We start from the raw sequence: 18,458 nt of genomic DNA, 5'->3' as shown, positions 1-18,458 counted from the left end.
GCTCATGTGAACCAGTTCATAACTTAGGCGAGCGGGCAGCTTGCCCGACTACTGATCTGGCACGGCCCGCGATCAGGCGAGTCAATCCGAGGACGATGGCGACCGCAACGGCAACGGCTACGACGTCGCCGATCGCGTGCCAGAGCGGTGCGACGAGCGAGTCGAACACCACACGCGCCGCGGTGGCGGGCACGGCGGCCGGCAGGGCTCGCAGATAGAGGGCACGTCCGATGACGATGACGAGGGCGAGGAGGCCTGTGCCAAGGGCGACGCAGAGGGCCGCGACCGCGCCGGCGCACAGCCGCACGCGAGCCACGGTGATCGCGCCGGCAACGCAGACGATCGCCGCTGCCGGGAACAACCAGCGTCCGCGGTCGAGGGCACCGAAGATCCGCTGCGCCGTCACGAGGTGATCGGACTCGAAGATCGGGAACTGGATCTCGATGTCGGGTATGCGCTCAGCGATCGTGACGCCTTGGTCGACGAGCGATTGACGGATGCTGGCGACGACGCCGCCGACGTCGACGCTGACGGTGTCATCGCGAACCGAGAGCGCGCTCGTCCCCTCGCCGGTCACGACGCCGACGAACTGGTGGTGGGCTTCACGATTGGCTGCGGTCCAGAGCGATGCGAACGCGTCGCTCCGAACGAAGCGCTCCACCGGACCCTGGACGAGGGCGCGCACTCCCGGCACGTCGAGCCTGCCGACGATCGTGTCGGTGATCCGATCGGAGATCGCGGCCTGCACTTCAGGATCGGAGGCCACGGGCTGAACCGCGGCGAGGTACCCGGCGGTGTTGGTAACGGTGGCGTGGGCCCAGCGCGCCGTGAGCGAGAGGGGCACCAGCACGACGACGACCACGAGCAGCACCACGCTCAGCGCGCTTCGCCACCGGGCTGCCGGCACCGCGACGTCAGACATCCTCGACCGCTGCGTCGCCCGCGCTGCGGGACGCGAAGATGTTGAGGCCGAGAACTCGCGACAGGTGAGCCGCGGTGCGCTGGCCGCGCACGCTGTTGCCCGCCGCGTCGAGACGCGGTGAGAAGGTGCCGATCGCGCCTTTGCCCGGGGCGATCGCCACCAGGCCGCCCGAGACGCCGGACTTGCCCGGAACGCCGATCTCGAACAGCCACTCGCCGCTGTGCTCATAAAGGCCGGAGGCCGCGAGCACCGCGAGGGTGTCGCGGCTCACCTGGCCCGAGACGACCTGCTCGCCGCTCACCGGGTTCACCCCGCCGTCGGCGAGAGTCGCGCCCATGACCGCCAGGTCGTGCGCGCTGACCAGGAGTGAGCACTGCCGGGTGTACAGGTCGACAGCCTCAGCGGGGTCGTCGTCGAGTCGGCCATAGCTGAGCAGCAGCCGCGCGATGGCCCGATTCCGGTCGTTGCTCTGCGACTCCGACGCATATACCGCTTCGTCGATCGCGAGATGGCGCCCGGCGAAGGCGGAGAGCGCGGCGGCCAGCCGGCTCCACTTCTCCTCGGCGGTGGCGCCGGGGATCAGCGCGGTCGTCGCGATCGCACCCGCATTCACCATCGGGTTCATCGGATGTCCCTCGTTCAGCTCGATCGCCATCACGGAGTTGAATCCGAGCCCGGTGTTGTTCACCCCGATCCGTTCGCCGATCGCGTCATGGCCGACCTCGTCCGCTACCAGGGCGTAGACGAACGCCTTCGAGATCGACTGGATGGAGAACAGCGTCCAGGCATCCCCTACGTCGTGCGCGCCGCCCATCACGTCGACGACCGCGACGCCGAACTGGTCCGGCACGGCCGTGGCGAGCGAGGGAATGTACCTCGCCACATCGCCGGCACGATCGTCGCGCTCACGTTCGTAGGCATCGCGCACGAGCGCGTCGACGTCCTGCCAGCCGGGAAGCGAGCCGGTCGAGACACGCTGCTCGACGGCGGCGGTGTGCGTGTCGAGCATGTCACTCACCCACGAGGTGCGGTGGGATCAGGCATCCGTGCCCCGGGCAGCGCCGCGGCCCCAGGTGATCGCCCGGAAGAGCTGGACGATGCCGAGCACCAGCAGCGCGACGCCGAGCCACAGCCAGAGCACGACCGAATACAGCGGCGAGAACAGCAGCACGATGCCGGCGATGATGCTGAGCAGGGCGAAGATCAGCGTCGGCACCTTGAACCGGGCGCCCCCGAGGGTGCCGAGCGCAGCGACGCCCTCGACGATCCAGAGGATGCCGACGAGGATTCCGACGAACAGGAACAGGGCGGCGGTGGTCGCTCCGAGTCGCGTGAACGCGAGAATGCCGCCGATGACGAAGAACGCGCCGAGGATGATGTGCCCGATTCGGCTCCAGCCGCCGAGGTGCGCGAAGATGCCGAGGGCGATGTAGACGAGGCCGCCGATGATCGCCCAGGCCGCGATCACAGCGGTGACGACCACGGCCGTGTGACCGGGCCACACGAGAATGAGAATGCCGATGATGGCGGACACGGCCCCGCTGATGGCGAAGCCGACTCGAATGGGATTGCCTCGTGAGAGATCACGTGCTGCCGTCGTGGACATGTGCGTTCCTTTCTTGTTCGTCGTGCTGCGACGCGGTCGCGCAGCCGTCGGGTGAGTGACTAGAGCCGATCGAGATGCTGCTCGATCTCCGGGAACCGGCTGATCTCGGGCCTCTCGATGACGTCGCCTCGAGCGACGACCAGTTCGACGCCCATGAACGCGCGGAAGCCGTCGAGAGGATTGGCCGACAACACCACCAGGTCCGCGGCCTTGCCCGCAGCGATCGACCCGGTCTGGTCGGCCAGCCCGAGAATCTCGGCGTTCGCCTGGGTCGCGGCGTGGAGAGCCTGCGCGGGTGTCAGCCCGGCGTGGCGCACGGCGAAGTCGAGTTCGCGCCATGCGTTGTAGTGCGTGGCGAAGGTGAGGGCCGAGTCGGAGCCCATACCGACCGCGACGCCGTTGTCGATCGCTTCCTTCGCCCCGCGCACCATGCGATCGACGACCATCTTCGCGTTGGCCCGCACGATATCGTTCACGCCGGTGACGCCCTGGCTCAGATTGGCAAGAGGTATCGCCGCCTGGAACGTCGGAATCAGCGCCGACCACCCGCGGAGCGAACGCGGGTTGTCCTTGAACAGGGCGATGATGGCGTCGTCGAGGTCCGAGCCGTGCTCGATCGTGTCGACACCCGCCGACAGCGCGCGCATGACGCCTTCCCGGCTCTGCGCGTGGGCGGCGACGACGATGCCGGCGCTGTGCGCCTCCTCGCAGATCGCGACGAGCTCCTCCCAGGTCATCTGCGGACGGCCGGCCTCGCCGACGGCGCGGGCATCCGTCACTCCGCCCGTCGCAGAGATCTTGATGGAGTTGACGCCCTTGCGCACGTTGATCCGCACGTTGCGGCGCGCGGTCCACGGGTCGTCGCCGACGAGTGCGATCAGCGGTGCACCGTGACCGCCGCTCACGGCAAGCAGAGGGCCGGATGCCTGGATGCGCGGCCCGATGAGCCGGCCGGCCTCGATCTGGTCGCGCAGGGCCACGACCTCGTAGCGGACGTCGCCGACGGTGCGCAGGGTCGTGACGCCGCTGTACAACTGCGTCAGCGCGTTGGTCCGCGCCCGGCGCCGCAACAGCGCCTTCCCGGCGGGGCTGTGGAAGAACAGCGTCACCGGGCTCTCGAGGGACTTCGAGGTGAGGACGCTCGGCAGCGGCTTCCCGTCGGAGAAGAGGTGGGCGTGCGCATTGATCAGACCGGGGACGACGAAGCGGCCCGTCAGGTCGCGCTCACGATACGCGGCGGGCGGACGGCTCTGCTCAGTCGGTGCGACGGCCTCGATCAGACCATCGCGACCGACTGTCACGGTCTGATCGTGGAGCACGGTACCGTCGCGGTCCCCGGTCACGACTGTTGCGTGCGTCAAGGCGAATGGACTCGTCATGCTGCCCTCCCGGTGTGGCCTCAGCATGGCGGGCGAGACATCGCGCGGGGCCCGATTTCACCCGGCGGATCACCCGGGCGTCACCCGCTCGCGGCGACAGGAAACAAGCGGGAAGGACGGTCTGTGGCGGCCCTTACAGACGAGGAGCCGCGACCCCGACGCGCACCTCCGCCGCGTGAAGGTACTCGAGAAGAACCGGGTCCACGGCGTCGGTGATGAGGTTGTCGACGCGATCCCAGCCGACCATCATCGCCGAGCCGCCTGAGGAGAACTTGCTCGAGTCGGCGAGCGTGACGAGACGGGCAGCACGATCGGCCATCGCGCGGGCCACCTCGGCATCGGCGAAGGAGTTGAAGACCGGCCCGTGCACGTCGATCCGGTCGGGTGAGATGAAGGCGATGTCGGCCCGGACGGTATTGAGCGCGACGGAGGTCAGCGGGCCGACGGTGCCGAATGATGCGCCGCGCAATTGGCCGCCGAGCACGATCACCTCAAACCGGCTGACCTCTGCAAGCAGCGCCGCAATATTGATCGCGGGCGTGGCGATCATCAGCGGCTGGGCACGCCTGCAGAGCTCTTCGGCGAGCGCGTAGGGCGTCGTCCCGTCGCCGAGCAGCACCACGGTGTGGTCACGCACCAGATCGGCGGCGGCGCTCGCGATCGCGCTCTTCGCGTTCGCGTTCCGGCGTCGGCGCAAGGCGAAGGTCTCGTCGATCGGACTTGCCGTCGCGCGCAGGCTGGCCCCGCCGTGCGTGCGCTGAATGAGCCCCTGGGATTCCAGCTCGGTGAGATCCCGGCGAATCGTCACCGGGCTCGCACCTGTCACGGTCTGCATCTCTTCGAGCGAGGCGGTCGGCTGCCCGTTGAGCAACTCCAAGAGGAGCGCCACGCGCTCCGCGCGATGCGGGGCGCGGCGAGTGGTCGGCGGCCACGGCCGTGAGGACCTGAGGGGTGCGGGCATAGTCCCTTTCATATCGGCCGTCAGTGAATAGTTGGCGAACCGGTCCGATAGCGGCCGCGGAGCGATCGCTTCGATCGTCAGCGTGATCGAAGCGATCGCACTCGACCGCAATCGGGGCGTCCGTCACCCGGGAGTCACCAGCCCGTCATCTCGTGACCACCATGACGGCATCCGGTGTTGCTGAACTCGCGCTCAGCCGCATGTGGCGGCCGCCACGTTTCAACGCGAGGAGCGGATGCCTGAGTCCATCGCTGTCCTGACCGCCCCGACGCCCACCGCGTCGGGCTTCCGGCGCCGCCCGCGGCGCAGGCCGTGGGCGGTCCTGACGGTCGCTGTGCTCGTCTGCGCTGCGCTGGCGAGGCTGGCGGTGCAGGGCGCACCCGCCATGCCGCACGCTCTGCAGGACGGCATCACCCTCGCCATCAGCGTCTTCCTGGAGTCGTTCCCGTTCGTCGTCCTCGGTGTGCTGCTGTCGATCGCGGTGCAGATCTGGATGCCCGAGCACTGGATCGAGCGGGCGCTGCCGCGCATCCCGTGGGCTCGCCGCCTGGCGCTCTCCGTGCTCGGCGTCTTCCTTCCGGTGTGCCAGTGCGGCAACGTGCCGCTGGCACGCGGGCTGGTCGAGCGCGGCCTCACACCCTCCGACTCGATCACGTTCCTGCTCGCCGCGCCGATCCTCAATCCGGTGACGATCATCACCACGTATCAGGCGTTCGGCTGGCACGAGGGCATTCTGCTGGCCAGGATCGTCGGCGGCTTCGTCATCGCCAACCTGATCGGAACCGTGTTCTCGATGCATCCGGAGCAGGATGCCCTGCTCACGCCCGCGTTCGCAGCGAGCTGCGCAGTGCACGCCGGCGAGAACGGACACCGGTGGGGGCGGTCCGTCGGCCGATTCGCGCAGGAGATGAGCACGCTCATGCCCGCGCTCATCGTCGGCAGTGCGATCGCCGGCGGCATCCAGGTCGGCGTGCCCCGGGAACTTCTCGCGGCGCTCGGGTCCGACCCCCTGTGGTCGGTTCTGGCTCTGATGGCGCTCGCATTCGTGCTGTCGATGTGCTCGAACGTGGATGCGTTCTTCATGCTCGCGTTCGGCTCCACATTCCTGCCGGGGGCCATCGCAGCCTTTCTCACGTTCGGCGCGATGGTCGACGTGAAGATGGTCTCGCTCATGCGCACGACCTACCGCGCCATGACGATCGTGCAGATCGTCGCACTCGCGGCCGTCGCGGTACTGCTTCTCGGATTCGCGGTGAACTTCCTTGGGTGAACGGCTGCGCGAGGCGTTCACCCACTATTGGAGCGGCGTGGTGCTCGCCGCCGTCGGCATCGCCACCACCGCCTGGCTCGCGGCGACCGGCCAGCTGGGCCTGTACATTCACCCGCGGTACTTCGTCTTCGCCGCCATCATGGCCGGGGTGGCCGCCGTCTTCGTCGCCTCGGCGCTCGTGCTGCCGAGGCAGCATGACCACGCGCACGACGATCACGACCACGACCACGACCACGACCACGACGAGCACGAGCACGAGCACGAGCACGATGACCATGGAGTCGAGCTTCACTCCGTTGCCGTAGGAGTCTCCCGCCCGTGGTGGCGACGCCGCGAGACGCTCGCTGCCATCGGCGCCGCCACCCTGATCGTCGTCGCCGCGATCGCCCTGCTGGCGCTGCCGCCGAAAGCCCTGTCGGCATCGCTCGCGGGCGGCCAGAGCCTGAACGGGGCCGCGGCGCTCTCGCAGGACGGCTCGGGCCAGCCGGGCGGCGACCCGGCATCGTTCACCGTGCGTGACTGGGCGATCATCATCTCCGGAGGCATGCCGGACAAATACATCGAGGATGCCCGGCCATCGGTCGACGGATTCGTGGTCTCACAGGGCCCCGACGCGTTCGCGGTCACGCGCTACGTGATCACGTGCTGCGCGGTGGACGCTCAGCCCGTCGGCCTGACAGTGCAGATGACGAACTGGGGCGCCAAGCTCAAGTCCGGGCAGTGGGTCCAGGTGAGCGGCACGTTCGCCCACAACACGGATTCGTCGTCTACGGCCGCCTGGGTCGTCGACCCGACGTCGGTCAAGAAGATCGCCCAGCCGAAGGATCCGTATGTCCACTGAGGCCCCGGCCCGGGTGAGCCCGGCAGGCGCCCCGGTCGAACACGACGCGACTCCGCCGGGCCGCGCACGCGGACGTCGCCGGTTCACGATCGTGCTGGCATCCGTTCTCGCCGTTCTGCTCGCGGCCACGATCGCCTTCGCCGTAACCAACGTGAGGCAGGCGAACGCATCGTCGGGAGCGCTGCTGACGCTCGTCTCAGGGTCGACGAAGACACCGGCGCGACCGGATCGCATCGTGCGCACTCAGCTCGGTTCGAATCGTCCGGCCAAGACGGTCTACAGCGCGAAGTGGATCGGCGAGTTCGCGCGGCTCGGCAACCGTCTGCTCGTCATCTCCGACCAGGGCGACGGGGTCCGGTTGCGCGTCGTCGACGCGGCCGGGAAGAGCGTCGCCCTTCCCGGCCCGGCGAACGCCGGATACGGCGACCTGCGCGTCTCCCCCGACGGCAAGCGCTTCGGCTACCTCGCCATGACCCGGCCGGCGCAGGGCGACAGCTCGGACCGATACGTGCTGTATCTCGCCAGCGCGTCGAACCTGAAGCCCGTGCAGGTCGGGATGCGCAGCGGCACGCCGATCCTCTGGAGCCTGTGGACGTTCCTCAGCGGCACCGACAAGATCGCCGCGATGGATTCCAGCGGCATCACCTACATCATCGATCCGGCGGCGAAGACTGCGCCGATGCCGTACGGCCAGCTGGGGCAGCTCATCGGCGCCGTGCCCGGCCGGGCGATCCTGGTGAGTCAGCCGGCTTTGAGTCCGAGCACGACCACCCTCAAGCTCATCCTCACGGATCTCGGCACTGGGGCGAAGACCACGGTCGCCGAGTCGAACCGACTGGCGCTCACCCCAGGCGAGGCGCTCGGCCCGCTCACGATCCTCGGGCCGAGCGAGCGCGTGCAGGTCGTCTATGCGAGCACCAGCGTGGACGGACACACGACGACCGCGCCACGCGCCGAGCTGATCGACGGGACATCCGTACGCACGCTCCTGAAACCGGGCGCCGGGACTCAGCTGACCACGGCGTGCGCCTCACCGAACGGACACGACGTCGCTTTCGTGCTCCTCGGCACGCGCGCGAACGCGGCGCCGACCACCGTCGTCATCGACGCGCGCACCGGCGCGAGAGTCAGCACGCTCGCGGGCGACAAGCCCGACTGGTGCGCGAGCTGACTGATCGTTTGCGATCGTTCGATCGCGTCGTGTGAACGGAACGCCGCCAGATCGGTCCGCGCTTCATTCCCGTCGCCAACCGTTCACCGGAGCCGATCGTGATGTTTGACCTGGCCCGGCCATCGTCGAACCTGGGTACCCCTTACGGCCGGAATCGACCCGTGCGCACCCACCACCGACACACAGGACAACAGGAGCACACCCCCATGATCCCGACATCACGCACGGGTGGTCGCGTACGACGGTGGATCGCATCCACCGCCGTCGCCGCGACACTGATCGCGACAGGTGCGGTCAGCGGACTTGCGGCCGCCTCGGCCGTGCCCGCCGCAGCCGCCGCCTCCCCGGACTTCAATCTGCCGTTCGACGGGAGCTTGACCAACACGACGGGCAACCCGCCTGCGGTCACCATGGGGGCGGGAACCGCGAGCTACACCACGGGAGCGGACGGCCAGGCCATCACGCTGGACCGCAATGACTACGTGCAGGTCGACAGCACCGCGGCGCCGTTCGACTATCAGAACAGCTTCTCGATGTGGTTCTGGGTGAAGATGAACTCCAAGACCGGCACGAGTGACGCGGCTCTCCTCGGAAACGAGAACTGGGGCAGCGGCAACAACCCCGGCATCGTGTTCCACACGTCTGGCGGCAACTACAACTTCCACGCCAAGGACCCGTCGTCGAGCCGCGCGGATGTGTCGATCGCCAAGATCACAACCGGCCAGTGGGACCAGATCGCGGCGACGTTCGACTTCAGCTCCGGCACCATCAACCTGTACTTCGACGGTCAGCCCGTAACCACCGACACCAGCGGCAACGCGGTCAGCCTCGCCCGCTCGCTGAGCGACCTCGCCGGTGCAGGGCCCTTCCTGCTCGGCAACGCGTACAACGCCAATGACGGCTCGGCCACGTACAACTCGGCCACCAACGACAACAACCTCTCCCTCGACGACTTCGTCATGACGCCCTCGCTGCTCTCCGCCGGCGACGTCAAGACCTCGTACGACAACGTCCACGACCAGGCCCCGTTCACGGTGACCGCGCTCAACGTCTCCCCGAAGACCCTGCGAATCGAGCAGGGCGAGACGCAGCCGTTCACCGCGGAGGCGACCGGCACCGGCACCCCGAAGCAGGACGTCACCTGGTCGGTCACCGGCGGCACCGGCAGCACCGCGATCAACTCGGCCGGCGTCCTCAGCGTCGACCCGGCGCAGGCGGTCGGCTCGACGCTCACCGTGACAGCGGCATCCGATTACAACTCCTCGGCCACCGACTCCGCGACCGTCACGGTCGACTCGGCCCGCACCGACGGGGACATCAACTTCGCCTCGATCTCCGACGTCCACGAGGCGAGCCCGGAGAACATCGCCCGCGCGAACAAGGCGTTCTCCTACTTCAGCGACCCGTCGCTCAACAACGACGCCCTCGTCCTGGACGGCGACCTGACGAGCGACGCCACCTGGAGCGAGTTCGACGCCGTGCGCACATCACTGGCCGCCAACCTGCACATCCCCCTGCTGGCGAACCTCGGAAACCACGAGTACAGCGACTACGCCGACTTCACCCGAGCCACCGGCGACGAGCCCAACTACGTGCAGGTCATCGACGGCTACTACTTCATCATGCTGAGCCCCGGCGCCGGCACGCTCGGCGCGAACGGAGTGCCGTCCGCCACGAACAACGCCGGGTACAGCTATCTCCACGACTGGGTCATGCAACAGGTGGCGATCGCGGAAGCCGCGTCCCCGGACAAGCCGATCTTCGTCTTCCAGCACCACCCGATCTCCAACACGGTCTATGTCTCCGACCAGCAGGGCGTCCCCGACATGTCAGGGTGGTTCACCGGACACCCCCGCGTCGTCGACATCTCCGGCCACATCCACTCCCCGAACAACGACCCGACGAGCATCTGGCAGGACGGCGGCTACACCGAGGTCAACGACGCGGCGACCTGTTCGTTCGACCTCGAGGACGGCCTGACGCGCTCCGGCGGCGAGCCCGCCTCGACGCAGGACGGTTCGCAGGGCATCGAGGTCTCGGCAGACGCATCCGGCAACGTCGAGATCAAGACGCGCGACCTCATTTCGGACACCTGGGTTCAGGACTGGAAGTTCAACGTCAACCAGACGCTGCCGTACACCTCGGCCAACCGCACGCCGCAGGCGCAGGCGCCGGTCTTCGACAGCGGGCAGCAGGTTCGGGCATCCGACCTCGACGCCACCACGGCTCACATCAACTTCGACCAGGCCACCGAGCCACAGGCGGCAGTCGACAGCGTCGCGCAGGACGGCATCCACGACTACCTGTTCACGCTGACCGATGATGCGACCGGGAAAGTCGTTCAGCAATTCCGAGACTGGTCGGACTACTGGATCAACCCGATGCCATCGACCATCGACGAGGATCTGAGCGGCCTGACGAAGTCGACCGAGTACACGATCACCGTCGCGGGCGAGGACCACTACGGCCTCACCGGCACGTCGACCATCTCGACGACGTTCACGACGACGCCGAAAGAGGTCAACCCGCACAAGCTGATGGACTACGCGGTGCCGCTCAACGGGAGCCTCACCAACGAGGGCGGCTCGCCCGACCCCGTCATGTACACCCGTACCAACGCGCCGCAGGACACCGGGCAGCAGCAGTACGTGACCGGCAAGGACGGCCAGGGCCAGGCGATGGCGTTCGACGACAACCACTTTGTCGAGATCGACCAGAACGACAACATCGACTACACGCAGAGCTTCTCCGTGGCCTTCTGGATGAACGTGACCGCGGTGCGCGGTGACGGCCAGCCCGGCATCCTCTCCGATCAGACCGCAGACGACTACAGCCAGCCCGGATACGCGTTCCGGACCAACAAGCACAGCGACGGGACCGTCTGGCTGGAGTTCGACTTCACGCCACCGAACGGAACAGAGAAGCAGGTCGACCTCGCCCCGATCACCAACAGCAGTTGGACTCAGGTCGCGGACCCGACCTACCCGCAGGCATTCCCGTCTGCGTACTGGCTCGACGCGCCGGCAGGCACGACGAACTGGATGCATGTCGCCGCGACCTTCGACACCGCCAACAACCTGGTGACCGAGTACGTCAACGGCAACCAGGTCGGCCAGCAGACCGACGACCTGTCGGGCGGCATCGGCGTCAGCGGCGGTGACGGCACGGGCAACAACTCGACGTTCCTCGGTTCGAGCCCGTGGAGCTACACCTTCGAGGGCGGCTACAACGGTTCCGGAACCGACGCGCGTGAGCAGATCGACTTCGATGCGCAGGACCTCGTGCTTCAGGGCACCGTGTACTCGCAGTCGCAGATCCAGTCGCTGATGAACAACTTCGAGAGCCGGCCGGCGACGCACACGACGACGTTCGACCTGAACGGAGGCACCTCTGACCCGGCGCCCGCGCCGCAGACCGTCTTCGACGGCGTCAAGCTCATCGAGCCCGCCCCGCCGACCCGTACCGGCTACACCTTCCAGGGCTGGTACAGCGCGGCCACCGGTGGCACGCAGTGGGACTTCGACAACGACCGCGTGACCGCCGACACAACGCTGTACGCACAGTTCGCGCCCAACACGTACACGATCCACTACGACGCCGGCGGTGGCACCGGCACGACGGCTGACTCGCCGGCGACGTACGACAAGGACGCCACGCTCACGGCCAATGGCTTCACCCGCACCGGCTACACCTTCGCCGGTTGGAACACCGCGCAGGACGGCAGCGGTACGAGTTACGCGGACGGGGCGACGGTGTCGAACCTGACAGCGGATGCCGGCGGCAACGTGACCCTGTACGCACAGTGGAAGCCGATCACGTACACGATCAGCTACCAGTTGAACGGCGGCACGGGGAGCAGCAGCAACCCGAGCACGTACACCATCGAGTCCGCTCCGATCACGCTGACCAACCCGACCCGCGACGGCTACACCTTCGCCGGCTGGACCGGGCCCGGCTACTCGGACCCCGCCACGGCGGTGACGATCCCCACCGGCACCACCGGGGACCTGAGCTTCGCCGCCAACTGGACACTCAACGCGCCGGTGCTCGCCTTCACGACACCGGCTGCCAACGCAACGGTGTCGGGCACCGTGCCCGTCACCGTGTCCCTCACCGGAGCCGAGCTCGAGGCGTACAACCTGCGCATCGACTCGAGCGGCCTGCAGTACGCCTACCAGCCCACGGCCGGTGCCCAGAGCTTCCAGCTCGACACCACGACCCTGAGCAACGGCATCCATACGCTGCTCGCAACGGCGACGGACTCCGCCGGCGACAAGACGACGATCACTGAGAAGATCACCGTCGACAACCCGCCGGCGGTGACGTTCACGACGCCCGCGGACGGAGCCAGGGTGTCCGGCACGATCCCCGTGGTCGTACAGGTGACCGGCCAGGACCTCGCCGCGTACAACCTGCGCGTCGACTCGAGCGGCCTGGCCTACGCCAACCCCGTCACATCGGGCGCGCAGTCGTTCCAGCTGGACACGACCACGCTGAGCAACGGCACCCACACCCTCCTGGCAACCGCGACGGACAGTCTCGGCGGGAAGACCACGGTGACCGAGAAGATCACCGTCGACAACCCGAACCCGTGGGCTGCCGGCACCACCTACCAGGCCGGCGCCACCGTCACCTACAAGGGCGCCGTGTACCAGGCGGCGTGGAGCACCAAGGGTGAGACCCCAGGGTCGAACGTCAACGGCGCCTGGGAGCAGCAGGGTGAGCTCACCCTGACGACGCAGGGCAACGCCGCCGCGTGGACGGCCTCGTGGATCTACAACGGCGGCGAGACCGTGGCATACAACGGGGCGCTCTACAAAGCGGCCTGGTACACGCGCGACAGCAAGCCGGGCGACCCCGACGGGGCGTGGGAGCAGATCGGAGCCCCCGTGGCCACCGACCAGGGCACCTTCGCCGCCTGGACCGCGTCGTGGATCTACAACGGCGGCGAGACGGTTGCCTACAACGGCCACCTGTACAAGGCCCAGTGGTACAGCCGGAACCAGACGCCCGGCACTGCCGGAAGCGCCTGGCAAGACCTGGGCGCCTACGGCAAGGCCCAGTAACGCTCACGCTCGATAAGCCCTGAGGGCTGTGGCCGGTGAATCCCCCTGGCCGCAGCCCTCAGCTTTACTCCTGAATCCGCTCGAGTTGCACCGCACACGACGACGACGCAAACGGGACGGGCGCCGTAAGCCGAACGCGTGCCCACGATTCTCGACACGACCACACCGTGTGGACTTAGTCAACGCCCCCGATAAACGTCCGAACGATGGCCCAGCCCGATGGCCACGATCACCAGAGCGAAATCGCGAATCTCGACGATGACTCGCCAGTCGCCAACGCGATAGCGCCAGTAGCCCGCAAGATCGGCGGTCAAAGCCTTGCCCCGCTGCCGCGGATCGTCGAGCTCGCATACCTCGTCGAGGTACGTCTTGATGCGCCGAAGCACCGCCTTGTCTAGGCGCCGAGCTGTCTTCTCGAACTGCTGTGCGGTCTCAAGGCGCCAGCGACTCAAACGCCCAACTCATCCCACAGCTCGGATGCCGGACGGCTCTCCTTGCCGGTGGACTCCCACTCACGCACGACCTCATTCGCCCAGTAGCGCTCCTCCAGGTCGTCGAGGTGCTCATGCAGCGCTTCGCGCACGTAGAACGTCTTCGACCGCCCTGTTCGACTCGCCAGCTCTTCGAGCCTGGACTCGTCCTCAGGCGACAACCTGATCGAGATAGCCATGACCATCACCCCCGCGATACAAGTATCGCACTCTCGCCACGAGGCGCCGCGGTCGGCGACAATGCCGAGGCAATTAGTTCCCAACAGCCCGACGTCACGAGCGCTGGGCGATGTAGACGTGTTCTCGGCCCGGGCGATCGGGCGCGTCACGGATCTCAAGCAGGGTCAGCTCCGCGACGGTGAGAGTCGCTTCGATTTCGCCTGGCGTGCGGAATCGCAAGGTGGAATCCGAATGAATCGCGGTGCCGTCGGGGAAGCTGTAAATCCATCGGAACGACACATATGGGGTCTCCACGGCCCGAAGTTCTCTCCGCTGGTTCACGACACCGATGGACGGAACCTGCATGCTCGCCGCGGCTGGGTCGGAGGCCCACTCCTCCCACACCCGTGCGGCAGGATTCCGCGATTCGAAGAAGAGGTAACCGCCTGGCTTCAGCGCACCGCGAATACCGTCCAGCGTCGCGCTCCACGAGTCATCGGTGAGGAATACCTGGGCCACGTTTCCGGTCATCACGGCCGCGTCTACGCGCAATTCCGGCAGGTTCGTCGCGTCGCCGTGCACCCAGGTCACCTTCGTGCTCCCCGGCTTGGCGCGAGCCACATCGAGGGATGCCTGCGCCGGGTCCACCGCGGTCACGCGGATGCCGAGCGCAGCAGCCCTGAGCGCGAACGATCCGGTCCCGCACCCCACATCGAGCACCGACCGCGCGCCACACTCGCGCACTGCGCTCAGGTAGGCGTCGAGATCATCGCGCGGCCCGTCGAACACGTCGTAGATTCGGGCGAGACGCGGATCATCGAAAATCGCGTCGGGCACGACGCACATGAAAGCATCACTTATGGCCTCGCCTCAATCGCTCAGCGAACGCGAGCGTCGCCTCGTCTCAGCGGGGGCCGCCGATTGCGCCGAACGCGTATTGCCGCTGTTCGAGGCGGAGGCCCCCGACGACGATCGCCCGCGAGACGCTATCGCCAGGGCGCGCGCCTATGCTCGCGGCGAGCTGGATACTGCGGGCGAGATTCGGCGGCGCTTTATCGCCGGCCGAGCCGCTGCCTCGACCGCGTCCGCTGCCGTGGTTCGCGATGCCCGTCGCCTGCTCCCGGTCCTCGGAGAAGACTCCGCGGGACCCCTCGCAGCCGGCGGGTTGTTAGCACGCGGCGTCCTAGGTTCAGCGATCCGGGCCCTTCAAGATCGACTGGCCGTAGAAGGCTAAGGCAGCTCGGCGCGCGCCAGCGCTGGCCATCGCACCGCCCGCACTGGCAGAGTGGCAGACATGCCTGCACTCACTCGAACTCTCGGCCGAAACGGCCCCGCTGTCAGTGCCATCGGTCTCGGTGCCTGGGCGATCGGCGGCCCGCACAGCCGTGACGGCAAGCCGATCGGCTGGGGCGAGGTCGACGACGACGAGTCGGTCCGCGCGATCCATGCCGCGCTGGGCGCGGGCATCACCTATATCGACACGGCGGATGTCTACGGCTGCGGTCACAGTGAGAGGGTGATCGCGCGCGCTCTGCGGGGTCACCGAGACGGGGTCGTCGTCTCCACGAAGTTCGGTTTCACCTACGACGAGCAGACGAAGGAGTCGCCCGGCTCCGACGCGTCGCCCGCGTACATCCGGCAAGCATGCGAGGCGAGCCTCAGGCGGCTCGAGACGGATGTCATCGACCTGTACCAGTTCCACCTGAACCAGTACCCGCTCGATCGCGCGGGCGAGGTTCGCGACACCCTGGACGCCCTCGTCGCCGAGGGCAAGATCCGCGCCTTCGGGTGGAGCACCGACGACGCCGAGCGCGCCGCCTTCTTCGCCGAAAGCCCGAACTGCGCGTCGGTGCAGCAGCGGTTCAACCTGTTCGATGGCGACGTTGCGACGCTCGAGGTCGCAGAGCGCAGCGGCCTCGCGTCGATCGTGCGCAGCCCGCTCGGCATGGGCCTGCTCACCGGCAAGATGTCGAAGCAGACGAGCTTCGCCGAGACGGACGTGCGCTCCGGCTGGGACTTTAGCGGCCGGCAGGGTGAGCAGCTCGACCGGCTCGCAGACATCCGCTCGATACTCACAGCCGACGGTCGCTCGCTCGCCCAGGGTGCGCTCGGCTGGCTGCTCGCGCGCAGCGACGCGTTCGTTCCGATTCCCGGCATCCGCACCGTCGCACAGGCGGAGGAGAATGCAGGGGTGCTCGAGCGGGGCCCGCTGCCGCACAGCGCCCTCGCCGAGATCGACGCGATCCTCGCCGCCACGCCGAACTGACGGTCAGTGGGGTGCGCTGCGCCCCACGCGGAACCGCGGGTAGCCGCGATCGGTGCGCTTCATTTCGCGGCGAAGACGTCGACCTTGTGGCCGGGTTTGTCATACACGAATCGCAGGGACTCCCCGGGGAATGCCGATCTCGTCTCGGCGGACAGAGCGTCGGTCACGACGAGCTGAGCCGTCGCGGGAAAGGGCCCGGCGGCGCACCCGTTCCACTGGGGGCCGGTGTACTTCGTCGCGCTCGTGCTCGTGAGGTACTCGCTCGGGTAGACGAGCAGGCAGTCGCCACCGTCTGGCGAGAATCCGTTAGCCGGGATAAGAACGACGCGCAGCCCATGGAACTCGGCAAAGCCCTCAGCGCTGGGGGTTCGGGTTGCGCTTCCGGCCGCACCTCCGCGAAATGCGGCTGGAATCTTGTAGCTCGCGTCTACGCTGAGCTGCGCGACCTCTTGGGAGGCAGGGGCGCCCGGGCTGCTGCGTCCATGGCGCGACCCGAGCGCGATACCCCCAGCGATACCGAGGGCAATTGCGACCAGAATCGTGAGTGCGAACAGGACGCGGCGTCGGCCAGACAAGGCCCGAAACCTGCCTTCTGCCGTCCCCGGTGTCCGGGGCGGCTCGAGCGACGCCGCGGTAGTCGTTATCGCGTTCCCGGGGCGTGCCAGGGTCTCACCCGTTGCACGTCGGCTCAGAGTCTCGTGTTCCGCCCCAGAACGGCGGTCTTCCAGCTCTCGCAACCTGCCGAGCGCCACCACGTCACGCCGGATGTCGCCACCGGGGCCGTACGCGCGCTCGCGCAACCGGTCCAGCTCACGCTCCTCGTCGGGCGTCATGACAGCGATCATCGCACCACCGCTCCGTGTGCGGTCATGCTCCTCGCGATGAGTGGGCTCCGCGTTGCACTGCGCTATTGCTGGATCGTGGGATTGCTGGGCTGCGTCGCGAAGCGCGCGGTGATCTCGGCGATCCGAGCAGCGCGGTGCTCCGGTCGCATGCGGCCCGCGCGCTCCAGCAAGCTGATGCCGTGCAAGGCGCCCCAGAAGGTCTCGGTCGTGGCGCCGCGCTCGTCCTGGAGGACCGCGGCAATGGCATCGAAGCCCGCGCGCAGTTCGGTCTCGCTGTCCTCGCTCGCAAACGTGGCGTCGATCGGGAGCTGAAACATCGCCTCGTAGAGCGAGGGATGCGCCGCCGCGAACTCGAGATACGCGACAGCAACCGCCTCGACGGCGCGCCGCCCGGTCTTGCGGCCGATGGCATCGTGAAAGAGCTGCGTGAGCTCAGCGAAGCCCTCGAGCGCCACCGTGCGCATGATCTCGGTCTTGCCGCCGGGGAAGTGCCCGTACAGCACAGGCTGGGTGTAGCCGATCGCGTCCGCGAGGTGCCGGGTCGTGACCGCCGACCAGCCATCGGCGTCAGCGCGGGCGCGTGCCTCGTCGAGGATGCGCCGCCGACGCTCGTCGGCACGCTGCTGTCTCGCGGTGGAATCCGCCATGGCTCCTCCTGTTGCGCATTTCGGCTGTGCGGCCTACGTTAGCACCGCTAGAAATACTAGCGTTGCTAAGTTCAAGGGAATCCTGCAATGGAGACTGCTCTCGCCATCGTCACGGCCGCGATCATCGGAACGATGGTCGGCGTCGAGTCCTGCGTCTCGTTCTTCCTCAATCCGATCGTCCTGCGCCTGCCGGCCGGCCCTTCCCTCGAGGCGCAGGCCGACGGGGCGCGCGTCCTCGGGCGCGCGATGCCACCGTGGTACATCGTGTCGCTCGTGCTGACGGTGGCGCTCGCGACCGTCACGTGGGGGACGACCGCTGCGCAGGCATCCGTCATCGCGGTGATCCTGTTTCTGATCAACCTCGTGATGTCGCTCGCCGTGCTGGTGCCGATCAATCGGCGCGCGATGCGCTGGACCGCCGCCGAGCACCCCGCCGACTGGCGCGAGCAGTCGCAGCGCTGGAACCGCGTCAACCACGTGCGCGTGGGCCTCATTCTCGCCGCATTCATCCTTGTGCTCGTGGCGACGACCAGCCTCTGACTTCACCGGCCGCGCCGATGGGGCGAGCTGGAGCTTCCTCACCATGCGCACCACGCACAGCCGGTAGGCGCTCAACGAACGCCGCAACGATGTGCCGGGGATTCCTCAGCGCCAACGCGAGGTCGAAATGAAGTGCGCCCCCAGGGACTTGAACCCTGAACCCACTGATTAAGAGTCAGTTGCTCTGCCGATTGAGCTAGAGGCGCGTAGTGCGGGGAGCCCGAACCGGGAACCGCACAAGAGAACACTTTAGCAAACCCGAAAGGAGCGCCAAAATCGAGGGTCCACTGCGCG

General features: G+C 67.7%; 17 protein-coding genes and 1 tRNA gene. 7 read left to right on the top strand and 11 right to left on the bottom strand.

Features of this window, described 5'->3' with window-relative positions:
- Positions 1-16: 16 nt before the first annotated feature.
- The 5 genes from ACFOYW_RS04135 to ACFOYW_RS04115 form a co-directional block, all read right to left on the bottom strand.
- Entirely contained in the window at positions 17-922 is a 906-nt protein-coding gene (locus ACFOYW_RS04135; RefSeq protein WP_390227417.1) for a hypothetical protein, read from the bottom strand.
- The gene (gene glsA, locus ACFOYW_RS04130; RefSeq protein WP_390227415.1) at positions 915-1,931 is read right to left on the bottom strand and encodes a glutaminase A; all 1,017 of its coding nucleotides are present in this window, start codon (positions 1,929-1,931) and stop codon (positions 915-917) included. The genes ACFOYW_RS04135 and glsA overlap by 8 nt, the downstream gene beginning before the upstream one ends.
- Positions 1,932-1,958: 27 nt before the next feature.
- Positions 1,959-2,528, bottom strand: a complete 570-nt coding sequence (locus ACFOYW_RS04125; RefSeq protein WP_390227414.1) for an HdeD family acid-resistance protein — start codon at positions 2,526-2,528, stop codon at positions 1,959-1,961.
- 59 nt (positions 2,529-2,587) lie between these two features.
- A complete protein-coding gene (locus ACFOYW_RS04120; RefSeq protein WP_390227413.1) occupies positions 2,588-3,829 on the bottom strand; it encodes a metal-dependent hydrolase family protein in 1,242 nt (413 codons plus the stop codon).
- A 211-nt stretch (positions 3,830-4,040) separates the two neighbouring features.
- Complete coding sequence (locus ACFOYW_RS04115) at positions 4,041-4,868, bottom strand: DeoR/GlpR family DNA-binding transcription regulator (protein WP_390227412.1); 828 nt, start codon at positions 4,866-4,868, stop codon at positions 4,041-4,043.
- A gap of 235 nt (positions 4,869-5,103) precedes the next feature.
- Between ACFOYW_RS04115 and ACFOYW_RS04110 the strand changes: the two genes are divergently transcribed.
- The 4 genes from ACFOYW_RS04110 to ACFOYW_RS04095 all read left to right on the top strand — a co-directional run bounded on the left by ACFOYW_RS04110 (position 5,104) and on the right by ACFOYW_RS04095 (position 13,216).
- Positions 5,104-6,138 carry a permease gene (locus ACFOYW_RS04110; protein ID WP_390227411.1) on the top strand — a complete coding sequence of 345 codons (1,035 nt, stop codon included), beginning with the start codon at positions 5,104-5,106 and terminating at the stop codon, positions 6,136-6,138.
- Entirely contained in the window at positions 6,131-6,979 is an 849-nt protein-coding gene (locus ACFOYW_RS04105) for a TIGR03943 family putative permease subunit (RefSeq protein ID WP_390227410.1), read from the top strand. The genes ACFOYW_RS04110 and ACFOYW_RS04105 overlap by 8 nt, the downstream gene beginning before the upstream one ends.
- The gene (locus ACFOYW_RS04100) at positions 6,969-8,150 is read left to right on the top strand and encodes a hypothetical protein (protein ID WP_390227409.1); all 1,182 of its coding nucleotides are present in this window, start codon (positions 6,969-6,971) and stop codon (positions 8,148-8,150) included. The genes ACFOYW_RS04105 and ACFOYW_RS04100 overlap by 11 nt, the downstream gene beginning before the upstream one ends.
- A 206-nt stretch (positions 8,151-8,356) precedes the next feature.
- Entirely contained in the window at positions 8,357-13,216 is a 4,860-nt protein-coding gene (locus tag ACFOYW_RS04095; RefSeq protein ID WP_390227408.1) for an InlB B-repeat-containing protein, read from the top strand.
- Between the two features lie 179 nt (positions 13,217-13,395).
- Here ACFOYW_RS04095 and ACFOYW_RS04090 read toward each other — a convergent pair whose 3' ends face one another.
- The 3 genes from ACFOYW_RS04090 to ACFOYW_RS04080 all read right to left on the bottom strand — a co-directional run bounded on the left by ACFOYW_RS04090 (position 13,396) and on the right by ACFOYW_RS04080 (position 14,712).
- A complete protein-coding gene (locus tag ACFOYW_RS04090; RefSeq protein ID WP_390227407.1) occupies positions 13,396-13,668 on the bottom strand; it encodes a type II toxin-antitoxin system RelE family toxin in 273 nt (90 codons plus the stop codon).
- Positions 13,665-13,886: a type II toxin-antitoxin system RelB family antitoxin gene (gene relB / locus ACFOYW_RS04085; protein WP_390227406.1), complete on the bottom strand. Its 222-nt coding sequence runs from the start codon at positions 13,884-13,886 to the stop codon at positions 13,665-13,667. Before relB ends, ACFOYW_RS04090 begins: the two co-directional genes overlap by 4 nt.
- 94 nt (positions 13,887-13,980) lie before the next feature.
- On the bottom strand, positions 13,981-14,712 hold the full coding sequence (locus tag ACFOYW_RS04080; protein ID WP_449267380.1) for a class I SAM-dependent methyltransferase: 732 nt from the start codon (positions 14,710-14,712) through the stop codon (positions 13,981-13,983).
- Here ACFOYW_RS04080 and ACFOYW_RS04075 point away from each other — a divergent pair.
- Entirely contained in the window at positions 14,711-15,100 is a 390-nt protein-coding gene (locus tag ACFOYW_RS04075; protein ID WP_390227404.1) for a putative immunity protein, read from the top strand. The genes ACFOYW_RS04080 and ACFOYW_RS04075 overlap by 2 nt on opposite strands.
- A gap of 60 nt (positions 15,101-15,160) precedes the next feature.
- Entirely contained in the window at positions 15,161-16,132 is a 972-nt protein-coding gene (locus ACFOYW_RS04070; protein ID WP_390227403.1) for an aldo/keto reductase, read from the top strand.
- Between the two features lie 59 nt (positions 16,133-16,191).
- On the opposite strand, the gene ACFOYW_RS04065 is transcribed toward ACFOYW_RS04070, so the two are convergent.
- Together ACFOYW_RS04065 and ACFOYW_RS04060 are read right to left on the bottom strand one after the other, a co-directional pair.
- Entirely contained in the window at positions 16,192-16,965 is a 774-nt protein-coding gene (locus ACFOYW_RS04065; protein WP_390227402.1) for a hypothetical protein, read from the bottom strand.
- A 74-nt stretch (positions 16,966-17,039) separates the two neighbouring features.
- On the bottom strand, positions 17,040-17,624 hold the full coding sequence (locus ACFOYW_RS04060; protein ID WP_390227401.1) for a TetR/AcrR family transcriptional regulator: 585 nt from the start codon (positions 17,622-17,624) through the stop codon (positions 17,040-17,042).
- 87 nt (positions 17,625-17,711) lie between these two features.
- Here ACFOYW_RS04060 and ACFOYW_RS04055 point away from each other — a divergent pair, with 87 nt between their 5' ends.
- Positions 17,712-18,164 (top strand): anthrone oxygenase family protein, encoded by a 453-nt coding sequence (locus tag ACFOYW_RS04055; protein WP_390227400.1) that lies wholly within the window; start codon positions 17,712-17,714, stop codon positions 18,162-18,164.
- Positions 18,165-18,297: 133 nt separating this feature from the next.
- Here the strand turns inward: ACFOYW_RS04055 and ACFOYW_RS04050 are convergent.
- A tRNA-Lys gene (locus ACFOYW_RS04050) sits at positions 18,298-18,370 on the bottom strand.
- Positions 18,371-18,458 lie beyond the last annotated feature (88 nt).

The sequence above is a fragment of the Gryllotalpicola reticulitermitis genome (genome assembly GCF_042651345.1).
In the GTDB taxonomy this organism is placed as follows: Bacteria; Actinomycetota; Actinomycetes; order Actinomycetales; family Microbacteriaceae; genus Gryllotalpicola; species Gryllotalpicola reticulitermitis.
The sequence above is the reverse complement of the archived record's forward strand: the minus strand, read 5'-3'. Positions and strand labels throughout refer to the sequence as shown.